The organism is Pseudarthrobacter sp. NamB4, from assembly GCF_005796185.1.
GTDB lineage: Bacteria > Actinomycetota > Actinomycetes > Actinomycetales > Micrococcaceae > Arthrobacter.
In genome coordinates, this window is sequence record NZ_VAHM01000015.1 from 36986 (window position 1) to 60833 (window position 23848).

At 62.7% G+C, this 23848-nt stretch carries 23 protein-coding genes; 12 read left to right on the forward strand and 11 right to left on the reverse strand.

Annotation, left to right across the window (positions count from 1 at the left end):
• The first annotated feature begins 209 nt into the window (after positions 1-209).
• The 4 genes from FDW81_RS14090 (at position 210) to FDW81_RS14105 (ending at position 5117) form a co-directional block, all read left to right on the forward strand.
• Positions 210-1574, forward strand: a complete 1365-nt coding sequence (locus FDW81_RS14090; RefSeq protein WP_171027217.1) for an ABC transporter substrate-binding protein — start codon at positions 210-212, stop codon at positions 1572-1574.
• 72 nt (positions 1575-1646) lie between these two features.
• The gene (locus FDW81_RS14095; protein ID WP_138134802.1) at positions 1647-2588 is read left to right on the forward strand and encodes a carbohydrate ABC transporter permease; all 942 of its coding nucleotides are present in this window, start codon (positions 1647-1649) and stop codon (positions 2586-2588) included.
• Entirely contained in the window at positions 2588-3517 is a 930-nt protein-coding gene (locus FDW81_RS14100; protein ID WP_138134803.1) for a carbohydrate ABC transporter permease, read from the forward strand. The genes FDW81_RS14095 and FDW81_RS14100 overlap by 1 nt, the downstream gene beginning before the upstream one ends.
• Before the next feature lie 46 nt (positions 3518-3563).
• Entirely contained in the window at positions 3564-5117 is a 1554-nt protein-coding gene (locus tag FDW81_RS14105; protein WP_138134804.1) for an alpha-N-arabinofuranosidase, read from the forward strand.
• Between the two features lie 99 nt (positions 5118-5216).
• Here the strand turns inward: FDW81_RS14105 and FDW81_RS14110 are convergent, their stop codons facing one another.
• The 7 genes from FDW81_RS14110 to FDW81_RS14140 are packed head-to-tail and all read right to left on the reverse strand — an operon-like array spanning position 5217 to position 12698.
• On the reverse strand, positions 5217-6131 hold the full coding sequence (locus FDW81_RS14110; protein ID WP_138134805.1) for a carbohydrate ABC transporter permease: 915 nt from the start codon (positions 6129-6131) through the stop codon (positions 5217-5219).
• Positions 6128-7000: a carbohydrate ABC transporter permease gene (locus FDW81_RS14115; protein WP_138134806.1), complete on the reverse strand. Its 873-nt coding sequence runs from the start codon at positions 6998-7000 to the stop codon at positions 6128-6130. The genes FDW81_RS14110 and FDW81_RS14115 overlap by 4 nt, the downstream gene beginning before the upstream one ends.
• Positions 7001-7003: 3 nt before the next feature.
• Positions 7004-7918, reverse strand: a complete 915-nt coding sequence (locus FDW81_RS14120; RefSeq protein ID WP_138134807.1) for a phosphotriesterase — start codon at positions 7916-7918, stop codon at positions 7004-7006.
• Positions 7908-8687 carry an SDR family NAD(P)-dependent oxidoreductase gene (locus FDW81_RS14125; RefSeq protein WP_138134809.1) on the reverse strand — a complete coding sequence of 260 codons (780 nt, stop codon included), beginning with the start codon at positions 8685-8687 and terminating at the stop codon, positions 7908-7910. The genes FDW81_RS14120 and FDW81_RS14125 overlap by 11 nt, the downstream gene beginning before the upstream one ends.
• Entirely contained in the window at positions 8663-9790 is a 1128-nt protein-coding gene (locus FDW81_RS14130; protein WP_138134810.1) for a pyridoxal-phosphate dependent enzyme, read from the reverse strand. Before FDW81_RS14130 ends, FDW81_RS14125 begins: the two co-directional genes overlap by 25 nt.
• Positions 9787-11352 carry an amidohydrolase family protein gene (locus FDW81_RS14135; protein ID WP_138134811.1) on the reverse strand — a complete coding sequence of 522 codons (1566 nt, stop codon included), beginning with the start codon at positions 11350-11352 and terminating at the stop codon, positions 9787-9789. The genes FDW81_RS14130 and FDW81_RS14135 overlap by 4 nt, the downstream gene beginning before the upstream one ends.
• The gene (locus tag FDW81_RS14140; protein ID WP_171027218.1) at positions 11349-12698 is read right to left on the reverse strand and encodes an ABC transporter substrate-binding protein; all 1350 of its coding nucleotides are present in this window, start codon (positions 12696-12698) and stop codon (positions 11349-11351) included. The genes FDW81_RS14135 and FDW81_RS14140 overlap by 4 nt, the downstream gene beginning before the upstream one ends.
• Positions 12699-12814: 116 nt before the next feature.
• Here FDW81_RS14140 and FDW81_RS14145 point away from each other — a divergent pair, with 116 nt between their 5' ends.
• Both FDW81_RS14145 and FDW81_RS14150 read left to right on the forward strand, forming a co-directional pair.
• Entirely contained in the window at positions 12815-13831 is a 1017-nt protein-coding gene (locus tag FDW81_RS14145) for a sugar kinase (RefSeq protein WP_138134813.1), read from the forward strand.
• Positions 13815-14549 carry an IclR family transcriptional regulator gene (locus FDW81_RS14150; protein ID WP_138134814.1) on the forward strand — a complete coding sequence of 245 codons (735 nt, stop codon included), beginning with the start codon at positions 13815-13817 and terminating at the stop codon, positions 14547-14549. Before FDW81_RS14145 ends, FDW81_RS14150 begins: the two co-directional genes overlap by 17 nt.
• Here the strand turns inward: FDW81_RS14150 and FDW81_RS14155 are convergent.
• Positions 14546-15520: a Gfo/Idh/MocA family protein gene (locus tag FDW81_RS14155; protein ID WP_138134816.1), complete on the reverse strand. Its 975-nt coding sequence runs from the start codon at positions 15518-15520 to the stop codon at positions 14546-14548. The two genes, FDW81_RS14150 and FDW81_RS14155, sit on opposite strands and share 4 nt — an antisense overlap.
• A gap of 29 nt (positions 15521-15549) precedes the next feature.
• Here FDW81_RS14155 and FDW81_RS14160 point away from each other — a divergent pair, with 29 nt between their 5' ends.
• Complete coding sequence (locus tag FDW81_RS14160) at positions 15550-16716, forward strand: amidohydrolase family protein (protein WP_171027219.1); 1167 nt, start codon at positions 15550-15552, stop codon at positions 16714-16716.
• Here FDW81_RS14160 and FDW81_RS14165 read toward each other — a convergent pair.
• Positions 16685-17833: an ABC transporter substrate-binding protein gene (locus FDW81_RS14165; protein ID WP_171027220.1), complete on the reverse strand. Its 1149-nt coding sequence runs from the start codon at positions 17831-17833 to the stop codon at positions 16685-16687. The genes FDW81_RS14160 and FDW81_RS14165 overlap by 32 nt on opposite strands.
• A 98-nt stretch (positions 17834-17931) precedes the next feature.
• Here FDW81_RS14165 and FDW81_RS14170 point away from each other — a divergent pair, with 98 nt between their 5' ends.
• Both FDW81_RS14170 and FDW81_RS14175 read left to right on the forward strand, forming a co-directional pair.
• Entirely contained in the window at positions 17932-18570 is a 639-nt protein-coding gene (locus FDW81_RS14170) for a bifunctional 4-hydroxy-2-oxoglutarate aldolase/2-dehydro-3-deoxy-phosphogluconate aldolase (protein WP_205754617.1), read from the forward strand.
• Entirely contained in the window at positions 18563-18946 is a 384-nt protein-coding gene (locus FDW81_RS14175; protein ID WP_138134824.1) for a RidA family protein, read from the forward strand. Before FDW81_RS14170 ends, FDW81_RS14175 begins: the two co-directional genes overlap by 8 nt.
• Before the next feature lie 69 nt (positions 18947-19015).
• On the opposite strand, the gene FDW81_RS14180 is transcribed toward FDW81_RS14175, so the two are convergent.
• Both FDW81_RS14180 and FDW81_RS14185 read right to left on the reverse strand, forming a co-directional pair.
• Entirely contained in the window at positions 19016-19717 is a 702-nt protein-coding gene (locus tag FDW81_RS14180; RefSeq protein WP_138134826.1) for a cache domain-containing protein, read from the reverse strand.
• Positions 19714-20475, reverse strand: coding sequence for a FadR/GntR family transcriptional regulator (locus tag FDW81_RS14185; RefSeq protein WP_138134828.1), 762 nt, complete (start codon positions 20473-20475; stop codon positions 19714-19716). Before FDW81_RS14185 ends, FDW81_RS14180 begins: the two co-directional genes overlap by 4 nt.
• Positions 20476-20739: 264 nt before the next feature.
• Here FDW81_RS14185 and FDW81_RS14190 point away from each other — a divergent pair, with 264 nt between their 5' ends.
• From FDW81_RS14190 to FDW81_RS14200, 3 genes are read left to right on the forward strand one after another with little or no spacing between them, the layout of a single operon-like run.
• Positions 20740-22251, forward strand: a complete 1512-nt coding sequence (locus FDW81_RS14190) for an APC family permease (RefSeq protein WP_205754618.1) — start codon at positions 20740-20742, stop codon at positions 22249-22251.
• 23 nt (positions 22252-22274) lie between these two features.
• Positions 22275-22880: a dimethylamine monooxygenase subunit DmmA family protein gene (locus tag FDW81_RS14195; protein ID WP_138134832.1), complete on the forward strand. Its 606-nt coding sequence runs from the start codon at positions 22275-22277 to the stop codon at positions 22878-22880.
• Positions 22877-23848, forward strand: a complete 972-nt coding sequence (locus FDW81_RS14200; RefSeq protein WP_138134834.1) for a PDR/VanB family oxidoreductase — start codon at positions 22877-22879, stop codon at positions 23846-23848. The genes FDW81_RS14195 and FDW81_RS14200 overlap by 4 nt, the downstream gene beginning before the upstream one ends.

The window sequence follows — 23848 nt, forward strand, 5'->3', positions numbered from 1 at the left end:
CAATCAGTATTACTTCAAGCGTTTCGCAAAAGTTTTCGAAAAGTATTCGAGCAGCCGCCCGGCCAGGCTGTACTGCCTTCGGTACAGATGTTTCCCAAGTGGACTGGGAGAACGGAACGCGCCAGAAGAAACGCTCTCTCTCGCAGCAACTGCGGCCCTGGACGCCGCCGACAACGGTGTCTTTGCACCGCGAAAGGACCAGCAACACAATGACTAAGAAGAAAGCCCTGCTTGCGGCGGGGATAACCACGGCACTTGCTGTAACACTGATTGGCTGCACCGGGAACAGCGGTGGGGGAGGCGGAGGGGGCGCCGGAGCGAGCAAAACGAACTGCACCAACGAGATCAAGGTGCAGGACGTCCCGGTTGTCACGTACTGGGGCTGGTTCGAGGACACCGCTCAAACTGTCGACAACTTCAACGAGAGCCATGACGATGTCCAAATCTGCTGGACGAACGCCGGCCAAGGTGCTGATGCGTACACCAAGCTCTCCACGTCGCTTCAGTCCAAGTCCGGCGCGCCCGACATCGTCCAGGTTGAGTACGACTGGCTGAACAGCTTCCTTATTCAGGGTGGCCTCGTAGACATGACAGAGCACGGCATCAACGAATATAAAGACAAGTTCACTGCCGGGGCCTGGCGCGACGTCTCAAGTGGCGACGGTGTATACGCGGTTCCGGTCGATCTGGGCCCGGTCGGGATGTGGTACCGGCAGGACATTTTCGAAAAGCACGGCATCAAGATTCCAACGACCTGGGACGAGTACGCGGCCGCGGCCGAGCAGCTAAGCAAGGCGACCGGCGGCGAGACTCTCATCGGCAACTTCGCGCCAAACGGGCAGGGCCAGCATTACGCACTCCTCGATCAGGCCGGTGCCGTACCCTTCAAATTCGACAACGGCAACCCGACCGAAATCAGCATCAACCACAGCGATGAAGCCAGTAAGAAGGTTTACGAGTACTGGCTCGACCTGGTTGATCGCGGCCTGGTGGGCACTGACCAGGCTTGGACTCCTGAATTCAATACGGGCCTTGGCGGCGGCCGCTACGCTACTGCCATCTACCCTGCCTGGTACAGCATCCACATCCCCGCCTTCCAGGACGGGGACGCGGACGCCGTGTGGCGTGCCGCTCCGATCCCCCAGTGGGACGCGGCCAAGCCCAAGCAGGTGAACTGGGGCGGCAGCACGCTGGCCGTCACGACACAGGCGGACGATGCGGCACTGGCGACGAAGGTGGCCGCTGAGCTCTACGCTCCCGAAGAGAACAAGAAACTCGGCGTCGAGGTGGGCGGGCTCTTCCTTGCCTACCCGGAGATGATCGAGTCCGAGTACTTCCAGGAACGTCCCTACGAATTTTACGGGGGCCAGAAGCTCAATAAGGATGTCTTCGGTAAAGCCGCCATCGACTACGAAGGTGTGACCTTCTCGCCGTTTACGCAGTACTACTACGACGAGTCACAGCGCCTCCTTTCCGAGGCGATCGCGGGGAACGTATCGGCAACTGAAGCAACCGACCAGCTTCAGAAATCGCTGGAGACCTACGCCACTGAACAGGGTTTCACCCTGAAATGAGACTGATCTGTGCGGGCGGGAAACCCGCCCGCACAGCAGTCCTCCCCATTTTGCGTCCCAAGGAAGTGACAGATGTCCATCACCCCGCAACTTCAAAAGCCGGCCCAACCCCCCGTCGCTACAAAAAGGGGAGCGACCCTGGAAAGGAAGCACGCGCGCATCGGGTGGGTGTTCCTTGCCCCCTTCGCGATCGTCTTCCTGGTATTCCTGGTACTACCGCTCGTCTACGCGTTCTGGATGAGCCTGCACACCAACACGCTCGCGGCGGGCGAGAAGTTCGCGGGGCTGGCGAACTACTTTGCGGCGTTCAAAGACCAGCGTTTTCTCTCTGGCATGGCGCGGGTTGGCGCCTTCGCCCTCGTTTTCGTGCCACTGCAGATCGGGCTGGCGCTCCTCTTTGCGCTGATCCTCGATGAGGTCAAAACCCGCTTGTCACGCTTCTCCCGCCTACTCATCTTCGCACCGTACGCCATTCCTGGAGTAATCGGAGCTCTCATGTGGGGCTTCCTGTACAGCCCATCGTTCGGTCCTTTGGTGTCGTTCTTCGATTTCCTGAACGTGCAGGCGCCGGACATGCTCAGCCGGGATTCGATTTTTTGGTCCCTGACCAACATCGTGACGTGGCAGTGGACGGGCTACTACATGATCATCATTTACGCGTCGCTGCAGTCGATTGACTCATCCATCTACGAGGCGGCACTGATTGATGGGGCATCAAAGCTGCAGACCGCCCTGCAGATCAAGGTTCCGATCATCGCGTCATCGCTGGTGCTGACAATAGTCTTCGCGCTGATTGGGACGCTGCAATTCTTTACGGAACCGCAGGTTCTCGCACCACTTGCCGGCAACGCGATAGACGCTGCGTATACCCCGAACCTATATGCCTACAACCTGGCGTTCTCGTATCAACAGTTCAACTATGCGTCGGCTATCTCCTTCGCGCTTGGACTTATGGTCTTCCTCGCCTCCATCATTTTCCTGGTCACCACTCGCAAGAAGAGCGGACTCCGCTGATGACAACTTCACCTGTACGTCTCCTTGACAATGCAACCGCCACGGACCCACAAAAGAAAACCGGAAACACGGGTACGCGGCGGCGCGGCAAATCGCTCGGCCTGCATATTCTCCTCGCCGCCGTTTCTCTCTATTTCCTTCTTCCGATGTGGTGGCTGATCGTTGCGGGAACCAAGAGCACGCAAGGGTTGTTCGCCGGAACGGGAGGACCTCTTTGGTTCGACCGGAACTTTGCCCTGTTCGACAACATCGCTCAGCTTGCGACATACAACAACGGCATTTACCTGCGCTGGCTCGGGAACTCGTTCCTGTATGCGATTGCCGGCGGGGTCGGCGCCACGATCCTCGCCGTGCTTGCGGGCTACGCCTTTGCGAAATACCGCTTTCGGGGCCGTGCGGTCAGCTTCATGATCCTCCTGGCGTCGGTGATGGTTCCGGCGACGGCGCTCGTCATCCCCACGTACGTGCTGTTTAATAACCTCGGCCTTACGAACACGATCTGGGCGGTAATCCTCCCCTCGTTGCTGAGCCCGTTCGGCGTGTACCTCATGCGCGTCTACGTTCAGGATGCGATCCCGGATGAGTTGCTCGACGCTGCCCGAGTGGACGGTTCAGGCGAACTCCGGACGTTTGCCACCATCGCGCTGCCGCTGATGCGTCCGGCGGTCGTGACGGTGCTGCTGCTTTCGGTAGTGGGCGGCTGGAATAACTACTTCCTGCCGCTCGCGATGATTTCGGACCCAACATTGCTTCCCGTCACTGTGGGGCTCAATGCCTGGCAGGTCCAGTCGAACTCCGCCACCGCAAACAGCCTCATCTGGAACCTGGTCACGAGCGGATCACTGATCTCGGTGATACCGCTCATCATCGCCTTTCTCATGCTGCAGAAGTACTGGCAGGGCGGGCTGTCCGTCGGCAGCCTCAAGTAGCAGCAACACCCTTGGAACGTCCCGCCACCCAACATGAAGGAGCAGTATGCCCACCGCCCGCGTGACTCTCGATCCAAGGTTTGTCGTCGGCCCCATTAACCGCCGACTTTTCGGATCCTTTATTGAGCACATGGGGCGAGCCGTTTACACGGGGATATACGAGCCTGGGCACCCCACCGCGGATGAGGACGGCTTTCGTCAGGACGTCCTCATGCTCGTCAAGGAATTGGGTGTTACCGGCATCCGCTATCCGGGCGGCAACTTCGTATCAGGCTTCCACTGGAGGGACGGCATTGGTCCCAAAGACCAGCGTCCCCGCCGCCTCAGCCTGGCGTGGCGGGCCACTGAGACGAACCAGGTGGGTCTGCACGAATTCGCCTCCTGGGTGGAAAAGGTGGGCGGCGAGCTCATGTATGCGGTCAATCTTGGTACCGCGGACACGAGGGACAGCCTCGAAGTGCTCGAGTATGCGAACATTCGCAAGGGGTCCACACTGGCCGAAGAGCGCATCGCAAACGGCCGGGCGAAACCCTTCGGCATCAAGATGTGGTACCTCGGCAACGAGATGGACGGTCCATGGCAGCTGGGGCACTCACCCGCTGACGACTACGCCAAGAAGGCTTCGCGCACTGCCAAAGCGCTCCGGCAGTTGGACCCACAGGTGGAACTCGTCGCATCCGGCTCCTCGCACCCAACGATGCCGACCTTTCCGTACTGGGACCGTGTGGTGCTTGAGCACACCTACGACGACGTGGACTACATCTCCTGCCACGGCTACTACGAGGAGAAGAACGGCGACCTGGGCTCCTTCCTGGCTTCGCCAGTGAAGATGGACCGGTACCTCGACACAGTTATCGCGACCGCTGATTACGTCAAAGCCGCAAAGCGCAGCGAAAAGACGCTAAATATCTCTTTCGATGAATGGAACGTTTGGTACCTCGGCGACAACCTTCGGCAGTTTCCGCGTCAGGCGGACCGGTTTTATCGGACTGACGAGATTGAAGGGAACGATTGGCCGGAGGCTCCCAGGCTTGCCGAAGACGTCTACTCCGTAGCCGATGCCGTGGTGGTTGGCGGGCTGCTGATCTCCCTGCTTCGGCACGCAGACCGCGTCACCTCAGCCTCCATGTCCATGCTCGTGAACGTCATCGCGCCGATCACCACGGAACCCGGCGGTCCCGCTTGGCGGCAGACCACCTACTATCCCTTCGCTGTCACCTCCAGGCTCGCTGTTGGGGTCGCCCTCGACATCCGCGTAGAAACCGACCAGTACCACACTGATGAGCTCGGTGTCGTGCCGTTGGTGGACGCCGTGGCTACGCATGACGCTGACAGTGGACGTGCTGCCGTCTTCCTCGTCAACCGTTCGCTCACTGACGCCGTCACGGTCACCGTGGACCTGGCAGCGCTGGGAGATTTGTCGCTCCTCGAAACCCACATGATGTCCGATCCGGACGTATATGCGAGGAACACTAAGGACGCGCCGGATCGGGTGACGCTTAAGCCGAACCCGACGGCGAAGCTGGCCCAAAACATCCTGGCGGTAACACTGCCGCCAGTCTCCTGGACAGCGGTAGCGCTGGGAAAGCCAACGGCATAACTTTCCCGTCCCAGGCACTCGGCCCCCGCCGCTCGTCACTACTCCCGTAAGGAGAATTCATACTCGCGGACAAATAGCGGCGGGGGGCTTGCAACCTTCTCAGTCGACGAGGCCGCCCGAAAGTCCCTTCCCGAGCCACTTCCGGGCCAGGATGCCGAAGATCACAGGTGGCAGGATGCCCAGGGTGCTTGCCGCGAACATTGATCCCCATTCCACCTGGAAGGCGCCGAAGTACCCGGGAATCGTGGTGGGGAAGGTGTTGGCGGTCCGCTGGGTGAGGACGAACGCGTAGAAGAATTCGTTCCACGTGAGGATGAAAACCAGGGTTGCGGTTGCTATGACACCCGAGGCCGCCATGGGCAGCGAAACCCTGCGGAAGACGCCCCACTCCGTCAGGCCGTCTACCAGGCCAGCCTCTTCGACTTCCGATGGGATGTCCAGGAAGAAGCCGTGCATCATCCAGATGCCGAACGCCAAGTTGTAAACGATATAGACGGCGATGATCCCGGCATACGTATCGATGAGGCCTGCCCCGGAGGCCAGGAGGTAAATCGGCAGCGCGAAGACCACGGCCGGACCCATGCGCGTGCCGAGCACCAGGAACAGGAAGCGATCCTTGTGCTTGCCCTTCATGCGGGCGAGCGCATGGCCTCCCATGGCGGACAGCACGACGACGATGGCCGTGGTGACCAGGGCGATGAGGAAGCTGTTGAGCAATGCACGGGGGAAGGTGCTGCCCAGAACGCGCTCGAACGAGGTCCAGTCAGCTGCCTGGAGCCAATCGATGGGAATTTGGCGCCAGTTGACTTGGGGTGTGACAGCAATGCGGAGCATCACCGCCACTGGCACCAGGCACACCAGGCTGACCAGGATCATCGCAACATAGTTGGGGATGTCCCAGAGCTTTCGGGAGTGGAACTGTCGGGGAGGGATTGGCCCTGCAGCGGCGGAGCGTGGGCTCCGGGGCGGCGCCTCGGCGGCGGTCCGGCGCTTGGAGGTGGTGTGCGAAGTCATTCTGATACTCCCTTGCTTGCGCGGAAGAATTTGACGATGAACGTGCTGACCACGCTGATGATGACCAGCACGACGAAGCCGACGGCGGCGGAGAAGCCCAGGTCCAGGTACTGGAAGGCGTTGCGCCAGAGGTAGATCGGGAGGGTTTCGGACGACGTTCCCGGCCCGCCGTTGGTCATGATGAAGAGCTTGTCGAACTCACGGAAGCTGTCCATGAATCGAATAAGGGCAACGAGCACCAGCAGCGGACGGATCTGCGGGAGGACGAAGTGCCACAGCTCCTGCCAGGCGTTGGCGCCGTCGAGTTTTGCTGCTTCCATAACATTCTTGGGCACCGTCTCCATGGCTGCCCCCACCACGATCGCCACGAAGGGGGTCCACTGCCAGGCGTCCACGAATGCGACCGTCACAAGTGAGACGCCTGGGATGGAAAGGAAACTGGGGGCGGTGAACCCAAAGAGGCTGAACAACCAGGGTATGAACCCGCCGGAGTCGAGCAGGAAACGGAACATCGCCCCTACTACGAGGGGTGCCAGCACCATGGGAACGATCAGGATGATGCGGAAGAGGCCGTGCCCGAGGAGTCTGCGGCTGACCAACAGGGCGATGGCAATGCCAACTGGGATGCTGACGGCCATCGAGACGGCAGAGAAGGCTGCTGATTGGCCGGCCGCCTGCCAGAACCTCTCGTCTCCGAAAAGGCGGGTGAAGTTCTCGAAGCCGATGTAGCGGTTCCCGGCGGGGGCTGTGAGGGTCTCCCGCTTGAACATCAGATTCATGATGTAGATGGTGGGGAAGACCAGGACGAGGAGGAAGATCAGTGCTGAGGGTGTCAGCGAAAGAAGCGTGTATCCCCGGCTTGTTTTCATTTTCTATTTCACCTCATTCGATGCCAGCCACCTCAGGGGGTTGGCTATTGTGAGCTGCGCGAAGATGTCGCGTTGGAGCCCAGCCTCCAGCGCGCGGTGCCGGAAGGATTCCGGCAGGTAGGAGATATCGCTGAAGGTGTGGCCTGCAATCGCCTCCGGGCCGTTGAACTGCTGGACGCTGTCGTGGCTTAGCAGGATCCTGCCGGCCAGTCCCTCCGCGGCGAGCTTTTGCATGAGCTGGATCCAGTGGTCGTCGCTGTGGGAGGTGTGCCCGATCCTGTCGAAGCCCACGAAAGCTCCTCGCTGGGCTATCTCGATGGCGTATTCGGGAGGTTCCTCGTCCGCGCATACGTGCGAGATGAGGACTTTCTCCAGGTCGACGCCCAGTTCCTTGTAGAGCCCGGCCTGTTCGATACCCAGCGAGCCGGTGGTGTGGCTCACTATGGGCACGCCGGTTTCCCGGTGGGCCTGCGCCGCAGCATGGATTGCTTTGATCTCGTTTCCGGTGGCTTCGCCGTGGCTCGTGGCAACCTTGATGACACCGCAGCCGCGGTTAAGTTCGGCGATGAAGGCAGCGGCCAGGTCTTCGACGGCGGCGTTACGCACCCACGCGGGCTGGCCACTCCACTGCTCGCAGAACGTCCCTGTACTGGCGATGATGTGGACGCCGCTCCGCTCGCTGACGCGCCGCAGGAAGTCCAGGTCCCTTCCGTAACCCGGAGGCGTGCAGTCCACGATGGCCTGGACGCCCAGCGGGGGGAGGGCCTTGAGGGCCCGGACGCAGTCGTCCTCTTTGGCAAGCGTGGGCGGTGGTGCGGCTCCTTCCTTCTGCCGGTAGTCGATGACAACGTGTTCGTGGGGCAGTACACCCAGGGCGGGGTCGAGTTCGGCCACTCCCCGCACGGTCCTAACGTGCATGTGATCCTCCTCCGGAAAATGAGTCGCCGTAGTCGAAAGAAGCCGTCAGGCCGCCGTCGACGACGATGTTGGTGCCGGTCATTGCCCCTGCCGTTTCGGGGAACAGCAGGTGCACGATCGAGGGCGCGATGTCCTCCGGGGTGAGGAGCCGGCCGAGGGGATGGCGCCGGGTCAGGTGCTCCTGCGCCTGGTCTCCCGCAGGAATGCTTTTGAAGTGGCGTTCCAGCAGGGGAGTCATGGTGGTGCCGGGGCACACCGAGTTGACCCGGACCCCGTGCGGTGCGAGTTCTATGGCCAGTGCCCGGGTTAGGGCAACCACGGCGCCCTTGGATGCGACATAGGCCGCGGAGCGGTCCTGCCCAACAAGTGCCGCGACCGAGGCGACATTGACGATGCTTCCGCGGGCCGCGGTGAGGAGGTCCCAGAGCTCCCGGGTGCCGACAAGGACGGAGCGGACATTCGTTGCGTAGGTGGCATCGATTTGGGCGTTGGTGGTCTCGGTAAGTGGCGCTATCGGGGCGATGCCGGCGTTGTGGACCAGGGCATCGACGCGGCCGTACTCCTCACGGAGGTGACTGGCGAACCCTGCCCACCCGCCGGCGTCACCCACGTCAAGGCGGTAGGGGGACAGGCCCTCCTGCCCGGCGGAGGCGAGCGCTGCCTCGTCGAGATCGGCGACGACGACAGGGCCGTGGGCGGCGAGCCTGCGGGCGACGGCGAGGCCGATACCGCTGGCTCCGCCTGTTACAACTGATACTCGTGAATCCACTGGTCCACCTCCTGCGCGCCGGCGGGGTCGTTGAGGACTGAACGGAAAAACTCATCGACGGCGCCTGGGGGAGTGGGCTCCCACCCCGCAAGGGTTTCCTTCACGCCTGCGCCGGTGAGGATGCATACTGATTCCTCGCCGCCCAGCCGGGAGGCAATGAGGGCTGCAACCGCAGCACAGGATGACAATTCGACGTCCAGCCCGTCATACCGGGCAAGGTCCATGCGAATGTCACGGAGCAGGGCGTCATCGGCCGCGCTCATGGTGCCGTTGCTGGCCCGGACGCGGTTCAGGAAGAAGGTGGCCTCCGTGGCGTACCCGTTAAGCCTGTCCGCGATCGAGGTGGCCCTGGTCAGGACGGGTCCTTCCCATGGCTGGACTTCCTGTCTGCCCTCGAAGAAGGCCTTAGCAATCGGGGCACAGCCTGCTGCCTGTCCCGCCACCATGCGGGGGAAAGGCCGTCCTGATTCGGTGAGCCCACGTGCCGAACCTAAAAGGACCGGGCCGACACTGATGGAGGCGGCGAGGGTAGTCACCTCCCGGTCCTTCAGCTGGACTGAGATTTCGTGCCCGATGGACCTGCAGGCCCACTCGCAGCCGGAGGCACCGAAAGTGGAGGCGAGGTTCGGCACGCCGTATTTCTCCGAGACAAGTCGGGCCAGGTGATGCACGGCCGCGGGGCCTTCACCCGCGCGGAGGATGGTCGCGCCGCGCAACTGGACCATGGCCAGGATCGGGGCGGGGACTTGTTCCGGGACCAGGACCAGGAGGGGCAGGTGGGCGCGGGCGCAGTGCGTCGCTGCGGCTACGGCCGCATTTCCGGAGGAGGCGACGACGGCTCCCGGGGCTCCTGCGGCCACCGCCTCACGAACGAGCACGTCCATTACGCGGTCCTTGAAGGACCCGCTGGGATTAGCTCCCTCGACTTTCAACCAGGTGCCTTCAAGCCCCGGAATCCTGCTCCGGACCAGCGGGGTGTGTGAGGGGGCGCTCTCCGGCGGGGCAGACCACGGGTCGGTCCTCAGGCATACTCCTCCGCAGGCGACGCAGTGCCCGGAGGTGCCGGCAAACGCCGTTCCACAGCTCTGACAGACGGTTTTCATGCTGGCGCTTCCCTTCTGGCGGCAAGGCCGGGGAGCTTGGAACCCTGCCACGATCCCTCGCTGACGATCGGAACACCTCCGATAAACGAGTGCTGCAGGGCCCTTGGGGTGTAGGGGCCCATCGACGGTCCTTCTTCGAGCTTCTCCGGCTGGATGACCAGGACGTCGGCAGGCTTCCCTGGCGCAAGACGGCCGGTGGAAAGACCGAAACGGGCAGCGGTGCGGGACGTCATCCGGGACACCATCTGCTCGACCGATACATCCAGGAGGGCGCGGTTTGCCCAGTCCAGGAACCGGTAGAAGCTGTTGGTTGCCCGGGGGTGGGGGATGCCGGATCCGAGGATGCCGTCCGACCCCACGAGGTGGTTGCCGGTGCTGGCAAGGGTTCGGATGTTGTCCTGGTGGCCCTGGTCCACCAGTACGCAGGCACGGCCCTGCGCCTGGACGAAGAGCTGCAGGACGGCCCGCCCGCAGGAGAGGCCTTCCTCTTCGGCGATGCGCGCAATGGACCAGTAGTCCCAGCGTTCCAGCGGGGTCCCCTGGAGGCCCGCCACGTAGATGGCATCCCAGCCCGCAGCGAAGGTGGGCCCGGGACCGCGGGCGTCCAGCTCAGCAGCAAGGTCCGCTGCCCGGGCCGGGTCGCTGGTGTGGGCGAGGAGGTCCGGGACGTTCAGGGACTGGACGGAGCGTGGCAGAAGCGCGCCGATGAATGTGCAGCCGGCCGTATAGGGATAGGTGTCCCAGGTGACCTCCTGTCCCGCACCGTGCAGGCGCTCGGTGAACTGCCCTGCCGTGCCCGCCCTACCGGGACCAGAGATATGGAAATGGGACAGGTGCAGTGACAGGCCGCTGCGGCTGCAGATCTTTACCGCCTCATCCAGCGACTCCTCCAGGCCGGGTCCGTAGTCCCGCAGGTGGGTGACATAGGGCGTACCCGGCGGCAGCTCGCCGGTGACGTCGATTAATTCTGCGGTTGTTGCAGCCAGCGCCGGGGCGTAACTCAGCCCGGTGGACAGCCCGAGGGCGCCCTGGTCCATGCCGGTCTGGAACAGGCGGCGCATCGCTGCGCGCTCTTCCTCCGATGCGTCCCTGAGTTGCCTGCCCATCACCTTTGCGCGGACGGTGCCGTGCGGGACCAAGGTGGCCACCCGTGTGAAGGCGCCGCGATCGGCGAAGTCGAGGTAGGACTGCGTATCCGGGAATTCCTTCTCAGGGAGTGTCCCGGCGATCGGCTCGAGGGTGTCGGCCATGATCCGGTGCGACTCACCACTGGCAAAGGACAGTCCCAGGCCGTCCTGGCCCACAATCTCCGTGGTGACGCCGGCCAGACCCCTGGCTTCCATGCCTTCCCCGGTTAGGGCCGCAGCGTCGGCGTGGGAATGGGCATCGATGAATCCGGGCATCACCCACAGGCCTCCGACGTCAATAAGGGTGCTGCCATCGACCGGCAGGTCCCGGCCGAGCTCGACGATCCTTCCATCGACCATCCGCAGGTCTCCGGGGGACCTGCGCGGGGAGGCGCCGTCGAACACGGTGCCTCCCCGGAGCAGGTAACCGGTCACTTCAGGTGCCCTGCGTTCTTCATGATGGTGGTCAGCTCCGACTGCGCCGTCTCCAGCGCGTCGTCCACGGACTTGCTGCCGGCTATTGCCGCTGAAATCTCCTTGGTGAAGGTGTCACCAATGGAGGTGAACTCCGGGTAGAAGGGCCAGTGCTCCGCTGTGGTCCCTTCCCAGCTTTCCTGGAGGGCTGCGCTGAATTCCTCAAGGCCCTTCGACGCCATGTAGTCGGAGTACTCCTTGCTCTGCAGGACGTTCAGGTTGGGCACATCCGTTCGGTTCAGCTGCGTCAGCTCCTTCATAGTGGTGTCCCGGGACATCCTCCACTGGAGGAACAGCCAGGCGGCGTTCTTGTTCTTGCTCTTCGCCGTGATGGCCAGGCCCTCGTTGTACAGCCACTGGAGCTTCTTGCCGCTGGGGCCGGTGGGAAGGGTGTACCCGATCTTCCCGGCAACCTGGGACTGCTTGGCATCCTCGAAGATGGTGCCGAACCCGGAGGTATCGAACATCATCGCCGCCTGGCCGGAGGAGAACTTCTCACCGGCCTGGGTGAAGGTCAGCGTCGCGGCGTCACTGGGGCCGTAGTCCTTCATCAGCGTGACGAAGTCGGCCATGGCCTTCTTCATCTCAGAACTATTGGCCTGTGGGTTGCCGTCCTTGTCGAACAGGAGCGCGTCGTAGCCGTAGGACCAGCCAATCTCGGTGCCGAGCGAAGCGAACGTCGACGCGCCACGGGCGCTGAACGGGATAAGGTCCGGGCGCCTCTCCTTGATCACCTTCGCTGCTGCGAGGATCTCATCGGTGGTCTGCGGGGGCTGGATTCCCAGCTCCTGGAAGACGTCCGCCCGGTAGAAGAACATGCCGCCGATGATGGTGTGCGGAAGGGCGTAGAGCTTGCCGTCGATCGTCATTGACTCAAGTGCACCCTTGGGGATGTCGTCCATCACCAGCCAATCGTCCTTGGCCTTGCTGACGTATTCATCGAGTGGCTCGAGCCACTGGGCCGAGACGAACTCGGGCATGTTCCAGAAGGATCCGGATGTGATGTCGTAGGTCCCCGTCCCCGATGTGGAATCGAGCACGAGCTTCTGCCGTGCCGTCGGCTCGTCGTACACCTCAAGATCGACCTTGATCCCGGTGGCCTCCTCGAATTCTCCCTTGAACTGCTGGATGGCCTGGATCTCATAGCCCTCCTTCAGCAGCACGCGCAGATTCGTCCCCTGGAAGGACTCCCGCCCCCCGGTAGGGGTGGTCTCGGTGGCGCCGCCGCCACCACATGACGTGATCATCAGGGCGCTGGTGACAAGAGCCGCCATGCCGGTCAGCCACCCCTTTTTCAATGCTTTCATCAGCCCTCCCGAGCTATTGCATAGTGTGCAACGGCTGTTGCAAAAGGATGCTTCCATGATTACAGTCGTGTTTTGTAGTGTCAATCACATTCACCGAGGGGTACCGGGGAGAACTCTTGAAAGAGAAATCTGGAATATCTGCGGCAGATGTGGTCTGCGCAGGTGAGTCCATGGCAATGCTGGTGCCCGAAAGCCCTGGTGAGATGGGCGTCGCGACGACGTTCCGGCTTTCCGTGGCGGGAGCGGAATCAAACGTTGCGGCCTACCTGTCCATGCTCGGAAGCGATGTAGCCTGGATCAGCAAGGTCGGAGATGATCCTTTCGGCCGCTTCCTGCTGGACCAAGTCCACAGCTTCGGCGTCGACGTCGGGCACGTTGCCCGGGACCCTGAGCGGCCCACCGGTGTGGCCTTCAAGGATCGATCCGCGGCACAGACCAAGGTGTTGTACTACCGATCCGGGTCCGCCGCGAGCACCATGGGCCCCGACACGGCCAGGCTTGTCAGTTCCCTTGGAGCGAGGGTGCTTCATCTCAGCGGGATCACCTTGGCGTTATCCCCGTCATGCAGGGATTTCCTGTTGGAGGCCATCAAGACGAGGGCCACGGGCGCCGCTGTGTCATTCGATGTCAACTGGCGGCCGGCGCTGTGGAAGGACGACGACGGCCCGGCGGCCATGCTCGAAACCGCCCGCGCCGTGGACATCGTGTTCGTCGGACTGGACGAGGCGAGCGACCTGTGGGGTTCGAGGCATCCATTGGAGGTGCGACGGCTTCTCAGCGAGCCTGAAATCCTGGTGGTGAAGCAGGGCGCGGAAGGCTGCACTGTCTTCCGCGGGGACGAGCAGGTCTTCGTGCCCGCCCTCATCGTCGACGTCGTTGAGCCCGTGGGTGCCGGTGACGCATTCGCCGCTGGTTTCCTCTCCGGCTACCTCAGGGGGATGACGATCCGCGACGCCGGACGGCTCGGAACCATCGTGGCCAGCTGCTCGCTGAGCGTAGTAACAGACATAGGCGCCCTTCCGGGGCGAGAATACATAAGTGAGCTGTTGCAGCTCACCGACGAACGTTGGAGAGGCCAGCGCTTTACGCCCGCATTAGAAGAAAGCAGTAACATACGTGTCCCAAACCGTTGACCGCGCCCTGCAGATCCTTCCGTTCCTGGGCGAGGGCGAGAAGGACCTTGCCGAGACGGCTGAGATGCTTGGGGTGCACAAGTCCACTGCCCTGCGCCTGCTTCAGACGCTGGAAGCCCAGGGCTACGTGAGGCATAACGACACCCACCGGTACCGCCTTGGTCCCCAGCTTTTCAAGCTGGCTGCGGTGGCATTGGGCAGCCTGGACATCCGCCCAATCGCTGCCCCGTACATCCGCATGCTCGGAGAGAAAACCCAGCAGACAATCCACCTTGCGGCCTTCGATGAGGGCGAGGTGTTCTACATCGACAAGTACGAAGCGCAGACGGCGGTACGCATGTACTCCCGCATCGGAGCCACCGCTCCTCTGTACTGTACCGGGGTAGCCAAAGCGATCATGGCCCACCGCCCAATGAACGAGCAGATCGAGCTGGCACACAGGATTGAATACGTTCGCCATACCGAGCGAACCATCGTGACCGCCGAGGCCTTCTTGGCGGAGTTGGAGCAGATACGCCAGCGTGGCTACGCCATTGATGACCGGGAGCACGAGGACTTCATCCACTGCGTTGCCGTGCCCATCATTACAGGGTCGGGCGCGGTTTCACATGCTGTCTCAGTGTCCGCGCCGGTGATTACCCTTCCGCATGACCAGCTCCTGGGCCTCGAACCCCTTCTTCAGGAGACAGCGGCGGCCATTGGCAGGGAGTTCACCTAGGCGTCCGATGCCTGCCGCTGCACCTGCAGGGCAAGCCGCACGGACCAGAGCGCATCCTCCAAGGTCACTGCCGTGTCCGCGACAGTTCCCCGCACGTGCGCCGCGAAGTACCGGAGCTGGTTTGCCAGTGCCCCGGCCGGCACACCGTACACAGACCCCTCGAGTTCAACGGCGGGAGAATAGTCCCCCGCAGGGCCCGCAAACGAAACTTCCCCTCCAGGAAGGGAAAGTACTGCAAGGGTTTCGTCCGATGAGACTTCCAGGCGTGCGTCGATGTACTTCCGGCTGTGAGGCAGAGTCCAGAGGTTATCGACTGATGCGATCGTCCCGTCTGCGAAGCGGAGATGGACGAAAACCGCTTGCGGATGGGGCCGGGCCGGATCGATCCACGATTGGACGGAACTGACATGCACCAGTTCGGAAGGCGCCAAGGCGCGGATGAGGTCGAAATCGTGAACCATCGCGCTCAGGGCGGGATGCGACTCCCCGTGCATTGCCACTCGTTCGCGGGGGACATACCTAACGGCCCTGATTGCTCTGACACTCTCACCGCTCATCCGCTCCCGCAAGGCGCAGAAGGACGGAAGGTAGCGGCTGATATGGCCAGGGAGGACCAGTTGCCGGAGCGGGGACGGCAGGTTTTCCAGCCTCGCCAGGTCTTCCTCGCTTGTGGCGACCGGCTTCTCGACGAGGACAGGGAGAGCCTTGTCGAGCGATATGAAGAGGTCTGCGACGTGGGCAGCCGGGGGAGTGGCAATGACAACGGCGTCAATCTCAAGTTGCGCGAGGACCGCCTCAAGGCTGCTGAAGGGCCGAGCCCCGTGCAGCTGCGCGCTCTCCCGCGCAGCTCCTTCATTGCGGTCCGCGACTGCGACCAGCTCGAACTCGGGAAGGGCAGCCAGCACGGCTATATGCCGCCGGCCGAAGTCACCGGCACCAACAACTGCAACCCGGATTGAGGTGCTGATCATGGAAACCTCCGATGGTTGATAGGACGGAAATGTATAAGGCAATTCGCTTCAGGAAAGCGCTCCTCGGCCCGGAGCTGAAGCCCGTGGACAATGTCTGGATGACAATCGAAGGCGGACTTATCGCGGCCCTGGGAACCGGGGAGGGACCAGCTGAAGTACCCCGTCACCCGGCCGCGGTGGCAATCCCGGGGCTGGTGGACTGCCACGTGCACCTTGCGCTTTCCGGCGGGGCGGATGTGGAGCGGGAGGCGAGAGCCTCGCACCCCGATGCCCGGCAGGACCTGATCGAGGCCAACGCCTTCAGCCATCTCCAGTCCGGAGTGACCACCGTGAGGGACCTCGGCAGCCCGGAGGATGCGGTGCTGCACGCAGTGAAGGCTGGCGGCCTCGGTACTGCGCAAGCGCCGCGGATCGTGGCGGCCGGTGCCATCAGCTCGCCCACAGGCCACGGCAATTTCCTTTCCCGATGGGCGACGACGCCGGGCGAATACGAGGAGGCCATCGAGGCCATTGCGGGCCTCGCCGCGCACTGGGTCAAGCTCTTTGCCACCGGCGGTGTCATCACCACCGGCACCGTACCCGGCGCCACCCAAATGGAACCCTCTCTGATCAGCAACGTGGCGGCGGCCGCGCACCGTTCCGGACTCGCCGTGGCAGCCCACGCGCACGGGCGGGACGGGATCAGGAATGCCATCGAGGCAGGGGTGGACTCCATTGAGCACTTCTCCTACCTCACGGCGGACGAGGCCGCGCTGTTGAATGGGAGCCGCTGCACCCTGGTCAGCACGCTGGTCGCCACCGAGCGATTCGTCTCGTCCGACCAACGGGAGACCGCAAACCCTGAGGCACTGGCGAAAATCCTTGTCCATGCCCCGCACGAGCGCGCCGCGCTGGAACTGGCGGTAACGGCGCGGCTGCCGCTGGCTGTGGGAACGGATGCCGGAACAACATTCAACCCGCATGGGTTCGGCATGCAGGAGCAGGCGCTGCACCTGAACCGCGCCGGCATGGACCCGGCCTCGGTACTTCGAGCCATGACCGTCAACGGTTCCAGGCTCCTGGGAGGCGGCGCGGGATACCTCGACGTGGGACGGCCGGCGGACGTCCTGTGCCTCGACGCAGATCCGCTCGAAGACCTGGGGGCGCTGTACCAGATCAATGAGGTCATCGTGGGCGGCCGTCCTGTTGGTACGTGACGTCGTAGGCCTCTGCCAGCGAGACGTACTTTCCTGAGACTGTCCCGCTGATAGCGCTCATCAGGCGCCGGGCTGCCCCCACGAAATCCACCCGCAGCGGGATGTGGCGGAAGTCGATGCCGGACCAGGATTTATCCACCGCCCGCAGGCAGTCCTGCAGGCCCGCCGCGGCAACAAAGTCCCTGTACCAGTCCCGCTCGCGCAGGTCCGCGCGCGGGATATCGATGCGGCGGACGCCCTCAACCTCGGCGCGGAGCACCTCCTCGGAGTGGCGCCATGCAATGAACTGCCGCGCGGCCTCTTCGCTGCGGCAGCCCGCCGTGATGCCCAGGCCTTCGGCATAGACGAACTGGGCTGGGAGCGCGTCGCCCACGGTCGTGTAGCCCATCAGGCCCCGCACCGGCGATCCTGGCTCCTCGAACTGGAAGGCCCAGGCGCTGGTGTCGAAGAGATGGGAGGCGTGTCCGGCGCTGACCAGGTTGCCCACCCCCGCGTAATCCAGCGCCGTCAAGTCCCGCGGCCCGCCGGAAAGTGCCTGCACGAGGTCCCCGGCGCCGTCGCGCAGGTCCTCGAAGGTTGGGTCGCCGGCGTCGGGAAGAAGCCTCACACTCTTGGCCGCGGCCCAGCCGGAGAAGGTCTCCAGGGAGGAGAACTCTCCGTTGCAGCGGGCAACGAGGCCCATGCCCCGCTCCTGCAGCACGGCGTCGGCGGTAAGGACGTCCGCCAGGGACTGTGGCCGCCCTAATCCGGCTGCGTCGAAGGCGTCCTGCCGGTAGGCCAGCATGCCCCCGGTGAGGGTGTGGGGCACGGCCCAGAGCACCCCGCCCCGCCGCAGCGCCCCAAGCGCATCGGGGACGAAGGCACGTTCGTCCAGTCCGACGTCGGCCGTTGCGACGGGCAGCAGGTTCCCCGCGGCGCGCAATTCCTCGAGGTACCAAAAGGGCACCGTGACCACATCGGCCAGCGCAGACCCTTGCACCAGTGCGTCGTGGGCCACTCCCTCAGGGACGAGCTCAAGGGCCACCTCGATTCCTGTGGAGGCGCGGAATTCGGGCAAAAGACGCCGGATGATTTCGACAGTGTGCCCTGCCTTCAGCCATACCCTAAGTGTCTGCACAATTCCTCCGTTGCAGTATACGCAATGCTCTGGACAGCATGTGCAACCACTATATAGGGTGGGAGTCGCACCGTCTCCCCAAGAATCAAGGAAGCGCCGTGGCCGACAATTCCGACTTCTTCCTCCGCCACCTGACAGTGTCGCCTGTGATCGCCATCCTCCGGGGCCTGCCTGCAGCAGAGACCGTGGAGATGGCTGTCCGTTGCTGGGATTCCGGGATCCGCCTGGTGGAGGTTCCGCTCCAGTCCCAGGAGGCATACCTCGCGCTGAAGGGAGCTGCTGAGGCTGCTTCAGCCCACCCCGACCGGCAGATTGGCGCAGGAACCATCTGCACACCCGATGACGTTGACCGTGCGCAGGAGGCAGGTGCCCAGTTCCTGGTCGCCCCGGGGTTTTTCCCGCCGTCCATTCGGGGAGCGCAGGAGCTCGGGCTCCCCATCTTGCCTGGAGTGGCAACGCCTACGGAGATCCACGGTGCGCTCAGCATGTCCCTGAACGTCCAGAAGCTGTTCCCATCGGACATGGCAGGTCCGGGCACCTTGAAGACCCTCGCCGGGCCGTTCCCGCAGGTAAGTTTCGTTGCGGTTGGAGGGGTCACCCCGTCCAACGCCCAGGACTTCCTCGACGCCGGCGCTGTCGGTGTTGGGGTAGGCAGTGCCCTCGGTGATCCATCCGCCCTTGACTACTTCTCCCACCTGGAAAGCCCAACGAAAAGGAAGAACAGTGCAGATGACTAAGCAGGACATCGTTACCGACCTCGCACCGACGCCTGTCGCCGCGTATTCGCAGGCCGTGAAGGTGGGGACCACCCTGTACCTTGCAGGACAGGGCGGCTTCGACGCCAAAACCGGCCAGCTGGTGGGTGAGGACATCAGGGACCAGACGCGCCAGACGCTCCAAAACCTCAAATACGTGATCGAGGCCGCCGGCGGAAGCATGAACGACTTCGTCACTGTACGTGTGTTCATCAGCGAACACGGGGAGTTCCCCGGGATGAACGAGGTCTACGGAGAGTTCTTCGACAAGCCCTATCCCGCCCGGACCACCGTCTCCGCCGGTCTCGGGCCCGGAATGAAGGTGGAGATCGACGGAATAGCCGTGCTGCCAAAGTGACTCCGGGAAAGTTGCCCGCCCGTTGCGCTTAGCGCAAGCAGTGTCTTGTGCGCCACGGGTTCGAGGCAGCTAAGAGCCGCTCAACAGTGACAGTCCCAGATGTTCCACCTCGACCGGGAGCAGTTGTTTGTCGCCGGGGATGTGGCGGATTCTTTCGCCGACCAGGTACGCCCCGGAGTTTCCTACGACGACGCGGTTGCTTCCATTGAGGAGGGCGGCGTCTCCCGGGATGGCACGAAGCGCGGGCATGAAGATCTCTTCAAGCTTGCGGATCCTGATGTCGCAGCCGGCTACCCCGGCAAACTCTCCACCTACATGGATGGGTGCGGTGTAGGTGAGGATGTATTCGTCCAGGCCGAGGTAGTCGACATAGGGCCCCCACATCGACCGTTCCCCTGTGCGGCTTGCTGAGGTGAAGAAGGGCATGTTCTGGTAATCGTAAAACCGCTCGCCGCCAGGGGTGAGATCGAATTCCAGCTTTTCGATTCCCTCTCCACGTCTGATCCACCACTCCAGAACGCCGTCCCGGTTCTCGATGGCGTCTGCGGAGAAGATGACTCCAGCTCCCACCACGAAACTGTGCGTTTCGAGGAAGTCCTTGCTCATGCTCTCCAGCTGCCCCACGTCCCGGGGCGTAACGCTGAAAGGGCTGTGGTGATTCGTCCACAACGCGGCCGTGCGGGATGCGAACTTGTCGACGTCCAGCCCGAGAGCGTTCGTCCAGGCAGCAATTTCCTTCGCGGCCTTGGTCGCAGGGGTAGTGGTTGTCATGGGCGCTCCTGCTGATACGTCGGGTATCCGAGGGACAATTTCGCGTCCACCAGATGGTGGACGTCATGCCGGATGTGCTCCAGCACCAGTCGCTGAGCATCTTCAGGTGCGTCATTTGCGATGGCGCGGGCCAAGGCCAAGTGCTCGGCGGCCACCTGTTCCGGGTCCCGGGTCAGTGATACCGGGGCCCACAGCGCTTGAACTGTCTCGGCTTGGAGCCTGATTTCTGCATTCGTAAGCCTTGGGGACTGCGCCAGGACCGCCAGCTCGATATGGAATCTGCTGTCGGCGCGTGCCTGCAGTTCTGATTTGTCCGTCATGACAACGCTCCGGGCAAGTTCCAACAGCCGGTTGATCTCATGAGGTTCCGCCCGTTCACAGGCCAGTCGTACGGTTGCGGCGGCGATGGCAGCATGCTCGTCCCCCAGATCCCGGATCTCGGCAATGGACGTGTCCTGGAACCATTTTTTTATGACATCGGCGGATGTGAAGGGCTGCTTGACGACGAACGTGCCGCCACTGCGCCCCCTCCGCGTGGCAACAATTCCCTGATCACGAAGGTCGGACAACGCCTCCCGGAGAGTGGACGGCGCAACGCCAAACATCTCCGACAGTGCTGTTTCGGGGGGAAGCCGCTCGCCAACCTTCAGCAGGCCAAGGGCGATCGCCTTGGAGATCCTGTTGACGATGGCTTCGGAGCGCTCTGTTTCCGGCAACGCCCGGTACACCTGGGCTTGGAAAGCGGTGGTAGATGCCAAGAACGACTCCATCGGAAATAGGGACAGCAGTAACTCTAATACCGGTAAGACCTGCTGGCTTCGCTACTTCTGAAGTGTACTTCAGGAGGGGCAAAAAGAGTGGATTTCATAGTTTTAGGAAGCGGATGTACCTGAGGAAGCGGCAAAAAGACCTACTTTTTGCGGGCTCGCCGGCAGAGGTTGCGCTCCTAAAGATATGAAACTATGGTTTTTACGACGTGGTCCCGCTCACAGGTAGCGGTAATGACCGAAAGAAGGAGTCCAATGCGTGTAGAAACCCCCGAACCGGTTGGGGAGCTTGACGTCGATGACGACGCTCAGCATCTTGCCAGCCTTGGTTATTCATACGAGAGGCAATTCAAGCGGGAGATGACGTTCTGGGGGAACGTCTCGCTGGGATTCACCTACCTGTCACCTGTAGTAGCGATTTATTCCTTGTTCGCGGCATCCCTGAGCGTGGCCGGGCCGCCGATGTTTTGGTCCCTGGTCATCGTGGGAGTCGGACAACTCCTGGTGGCAACGGTTTTCGGTGAAGTGGTAGCGGCCTATCCAGTGGCCGGCGGCGTCTATCCGTGGTCCAGAAGGCTCTGGGGCCGCAAATGGGGCTGGATGAATGGCTGGGTCTACCTGGTAGCGCTCCTGACCACTATCGCCAGCGTCGCATACGGGGCTGGCCCGTTCCTGAGCACCCTGGCCGGCATGGAAAGCAGCGTGGACGCCACGATCCTGTGCGGCCTCGTGGTTATAGCGCTTGCTACAGTCCTGAACCTTGGTGGCACAAAAGTGCTGAACGCAGTGGCCATGATCGGCCTCCTCGCAGAGCTGGGTGGCGCCCTGGTAGTGGGCATCTGGCTGCTTGCTACCGCAAGGCATCATGACCTCAGCGTCCTGTTCCAGACTTTTGGTGCAGGGGAAGGCAACAACTACTTCTTTGCATTTGCGGCTGCCGGACTCATTGGCATCTTCCAGTACTACGGCTTTGAGGCCTGCGGCGACGTAGCGGAGGAGGTCCCCAACCCGGGCCGTACCATCCCCAAAGCCATGCGGATGACCATCTACATTGGCGGTTTCGCGGCGATGTTCGTCTGCCTGTCCCTTATCCTTGCAGTTCCCGATTTCGCTGCCGTGATTTCAGGGACCGAGACGGACCCTGTGGGCAACATCCTCCTTTCGGCGTTTGGCCCCATCGGTTTCAAGGCCGTTCTCGCAGTCGTCCTTATCTCGTTCCTCTCCTGCGTGCTGAGCCTGCAGGCGGCAACCTCCCGCCTTGCCTACTCGATGGCCCGTGACGGAATCCTTCCGGCCAGCAAGCTCCTGAGCGCGTTCAGCGAATCCCGCCATGTGCCTCCTTATGCTCTGCTCCTGGCCGGGCTGGTGCCGGCACTCATCGTCATCGGATCCAAGGTCTCCAGCGACGCGCTCACCGTCATCATTTCCTTCGCTGCCATGGGCATGTACATGGGCTTCCAGATGGTTGTCGTTGCCGCGCTTCGGGCACGCATCCTGGGCTGGAAGCCGAACGGAGCTTTCCGGCTGGGCGTATGGGGCATTCCGGTAAATATCGCAGCTCTCGCTTGGGGTGTGCTTGGCATGGTCGACATGGCCTGGCCTCGGACACCCGAAGACGGGTGGTTCGCCAACCACGTGGTCCTGATCTCCGCCGTCACGGTGGTCGCGCTCGGTCTGCTGTACATGGCCTGGAAGAAGCCCCACCTCAAAGGCGACGCTCCGGCGGCCGATGCAGTTCCGGCGCTCTCCGCCCGCCCGCCGCTGTGAAGGACGAAAGGTAACAAAATCCCATGCTGATTACCGGCATCAAGAGCCGACCTGTATACGACGAGCTGACGCCGATGGCGAGCGGCCTCATCCACCTCGCTGCCGGCCAGGGCAGCGGCGGGAAAGCGCTGGTACGCCTGCTCCGGGCGATGACCCCTGAACAGCTGGCGGCAACCACCGTACTGTACTCAACCGAATCATTCACCGGCCAGAACTATTTGATCGATCTCCAACAGTTCAAGGTGCGTGACCTGGCCGTGTTCCCAACTAACGCAGACGCCGTCAGCGGACTCGATGCGTACCTGGCGACCGCGAAGATGGGCACCCGGCTGTACCTGACCGGTTCTGAGGGGTTTATCGGCACCTCAATGCAGGTGGCCACCTCTTACGGCATGAACCGGGACGAAGTGCTGCGCGAGCACGCCGGTTCCTTTGTAAGGCGCGTGTGGTGCGCGCACTGTGGCCACTATTCCGAGAATGTCACCCACCGGATCTTTGAATGCCCGGGCTGTGAACTGAACCTGATCGTTCGCGACCACTACTCCGGAAGGCTCGCGGCCTTCCAAGGAGTGAAAGCAGACAGCGAAGTACCCGGCGAAATGCCGGAAAATGAGGAGTTGGATACGTGAGCGAGTCCCAGCACGGAGCCCTGCGGCTCCGGGTAAAACGAATCGAAGCGGTGACCCCGGAAATCAACCGGTACACCTTCGGCGCAGCCGACGGCTCCTGGCTCCCGCCCTTCTCGGGCGGCAGCCACATCACCGTCCTGATCCCGGCCGATGGAGACACCAGGCGCAACGCGTACTCACTGATGAGTTCGCCTTACGACACCAGCGAGTACCAGATAGCCGTCCGCAGGGTCGACGACGGCAAGCGCGGCTCGCTGGCCATGCACACCAACGTCCGCGAGGGCGATATTCTCCTCGCAGGTATTCCGGCCAACCTTTTCCCGGTGTCGAAACACGCCCGGCACCACCTCTTCATCGCCGGCGGCGTGGGCATCACCCCCGTCTTTGCCCAGCTCGAAGAACTCAGCCTTAAGGGAAGCTCCTTCGAGCTGCACCTGGCCGTCCGCGGCCCGGAGCACGCTGCCCTTGGCCACGAGCTTAAGGAGCGCTACGGCGAGCGGGTCACCCTGTATGGCCACGACGGCGAATCCCGGCTCAACACCATGGACGTCCTGGCAGGACGGCCACTTGGCACGCACGCCTACGTATGCGGGCCAACGCGAATGATCGATGACGTGGTCAATTCCGCCCACGCCCTTGGCTGGTCGGACTCGAACATCCACTTCGAAAGATTCGAGGACCTGGGTTCCACCGGCGACCCGTTCTCCGTGACCCTGGCGCGCTCCGGAGCAGTTATCGAGGTGTCTCCCGAGCAATCACTGCTCGAAGCAGTGGAGGAGGCAGGCCACAAGCTGCCCTACCTCTGCAGGGGAGGCGCCTGCGGAGAGTGCGAAACCGAGGTCCTGGAACTTGACGGCACCATCGATCACCGCGACGACTGGCTGTCCGAGTCGGACCGGGCAACCTGCAAGCTCATCATGCCCTGCGTATCGCGGGCCACCTGCACCAAACTCGTCATCAACGCTTAA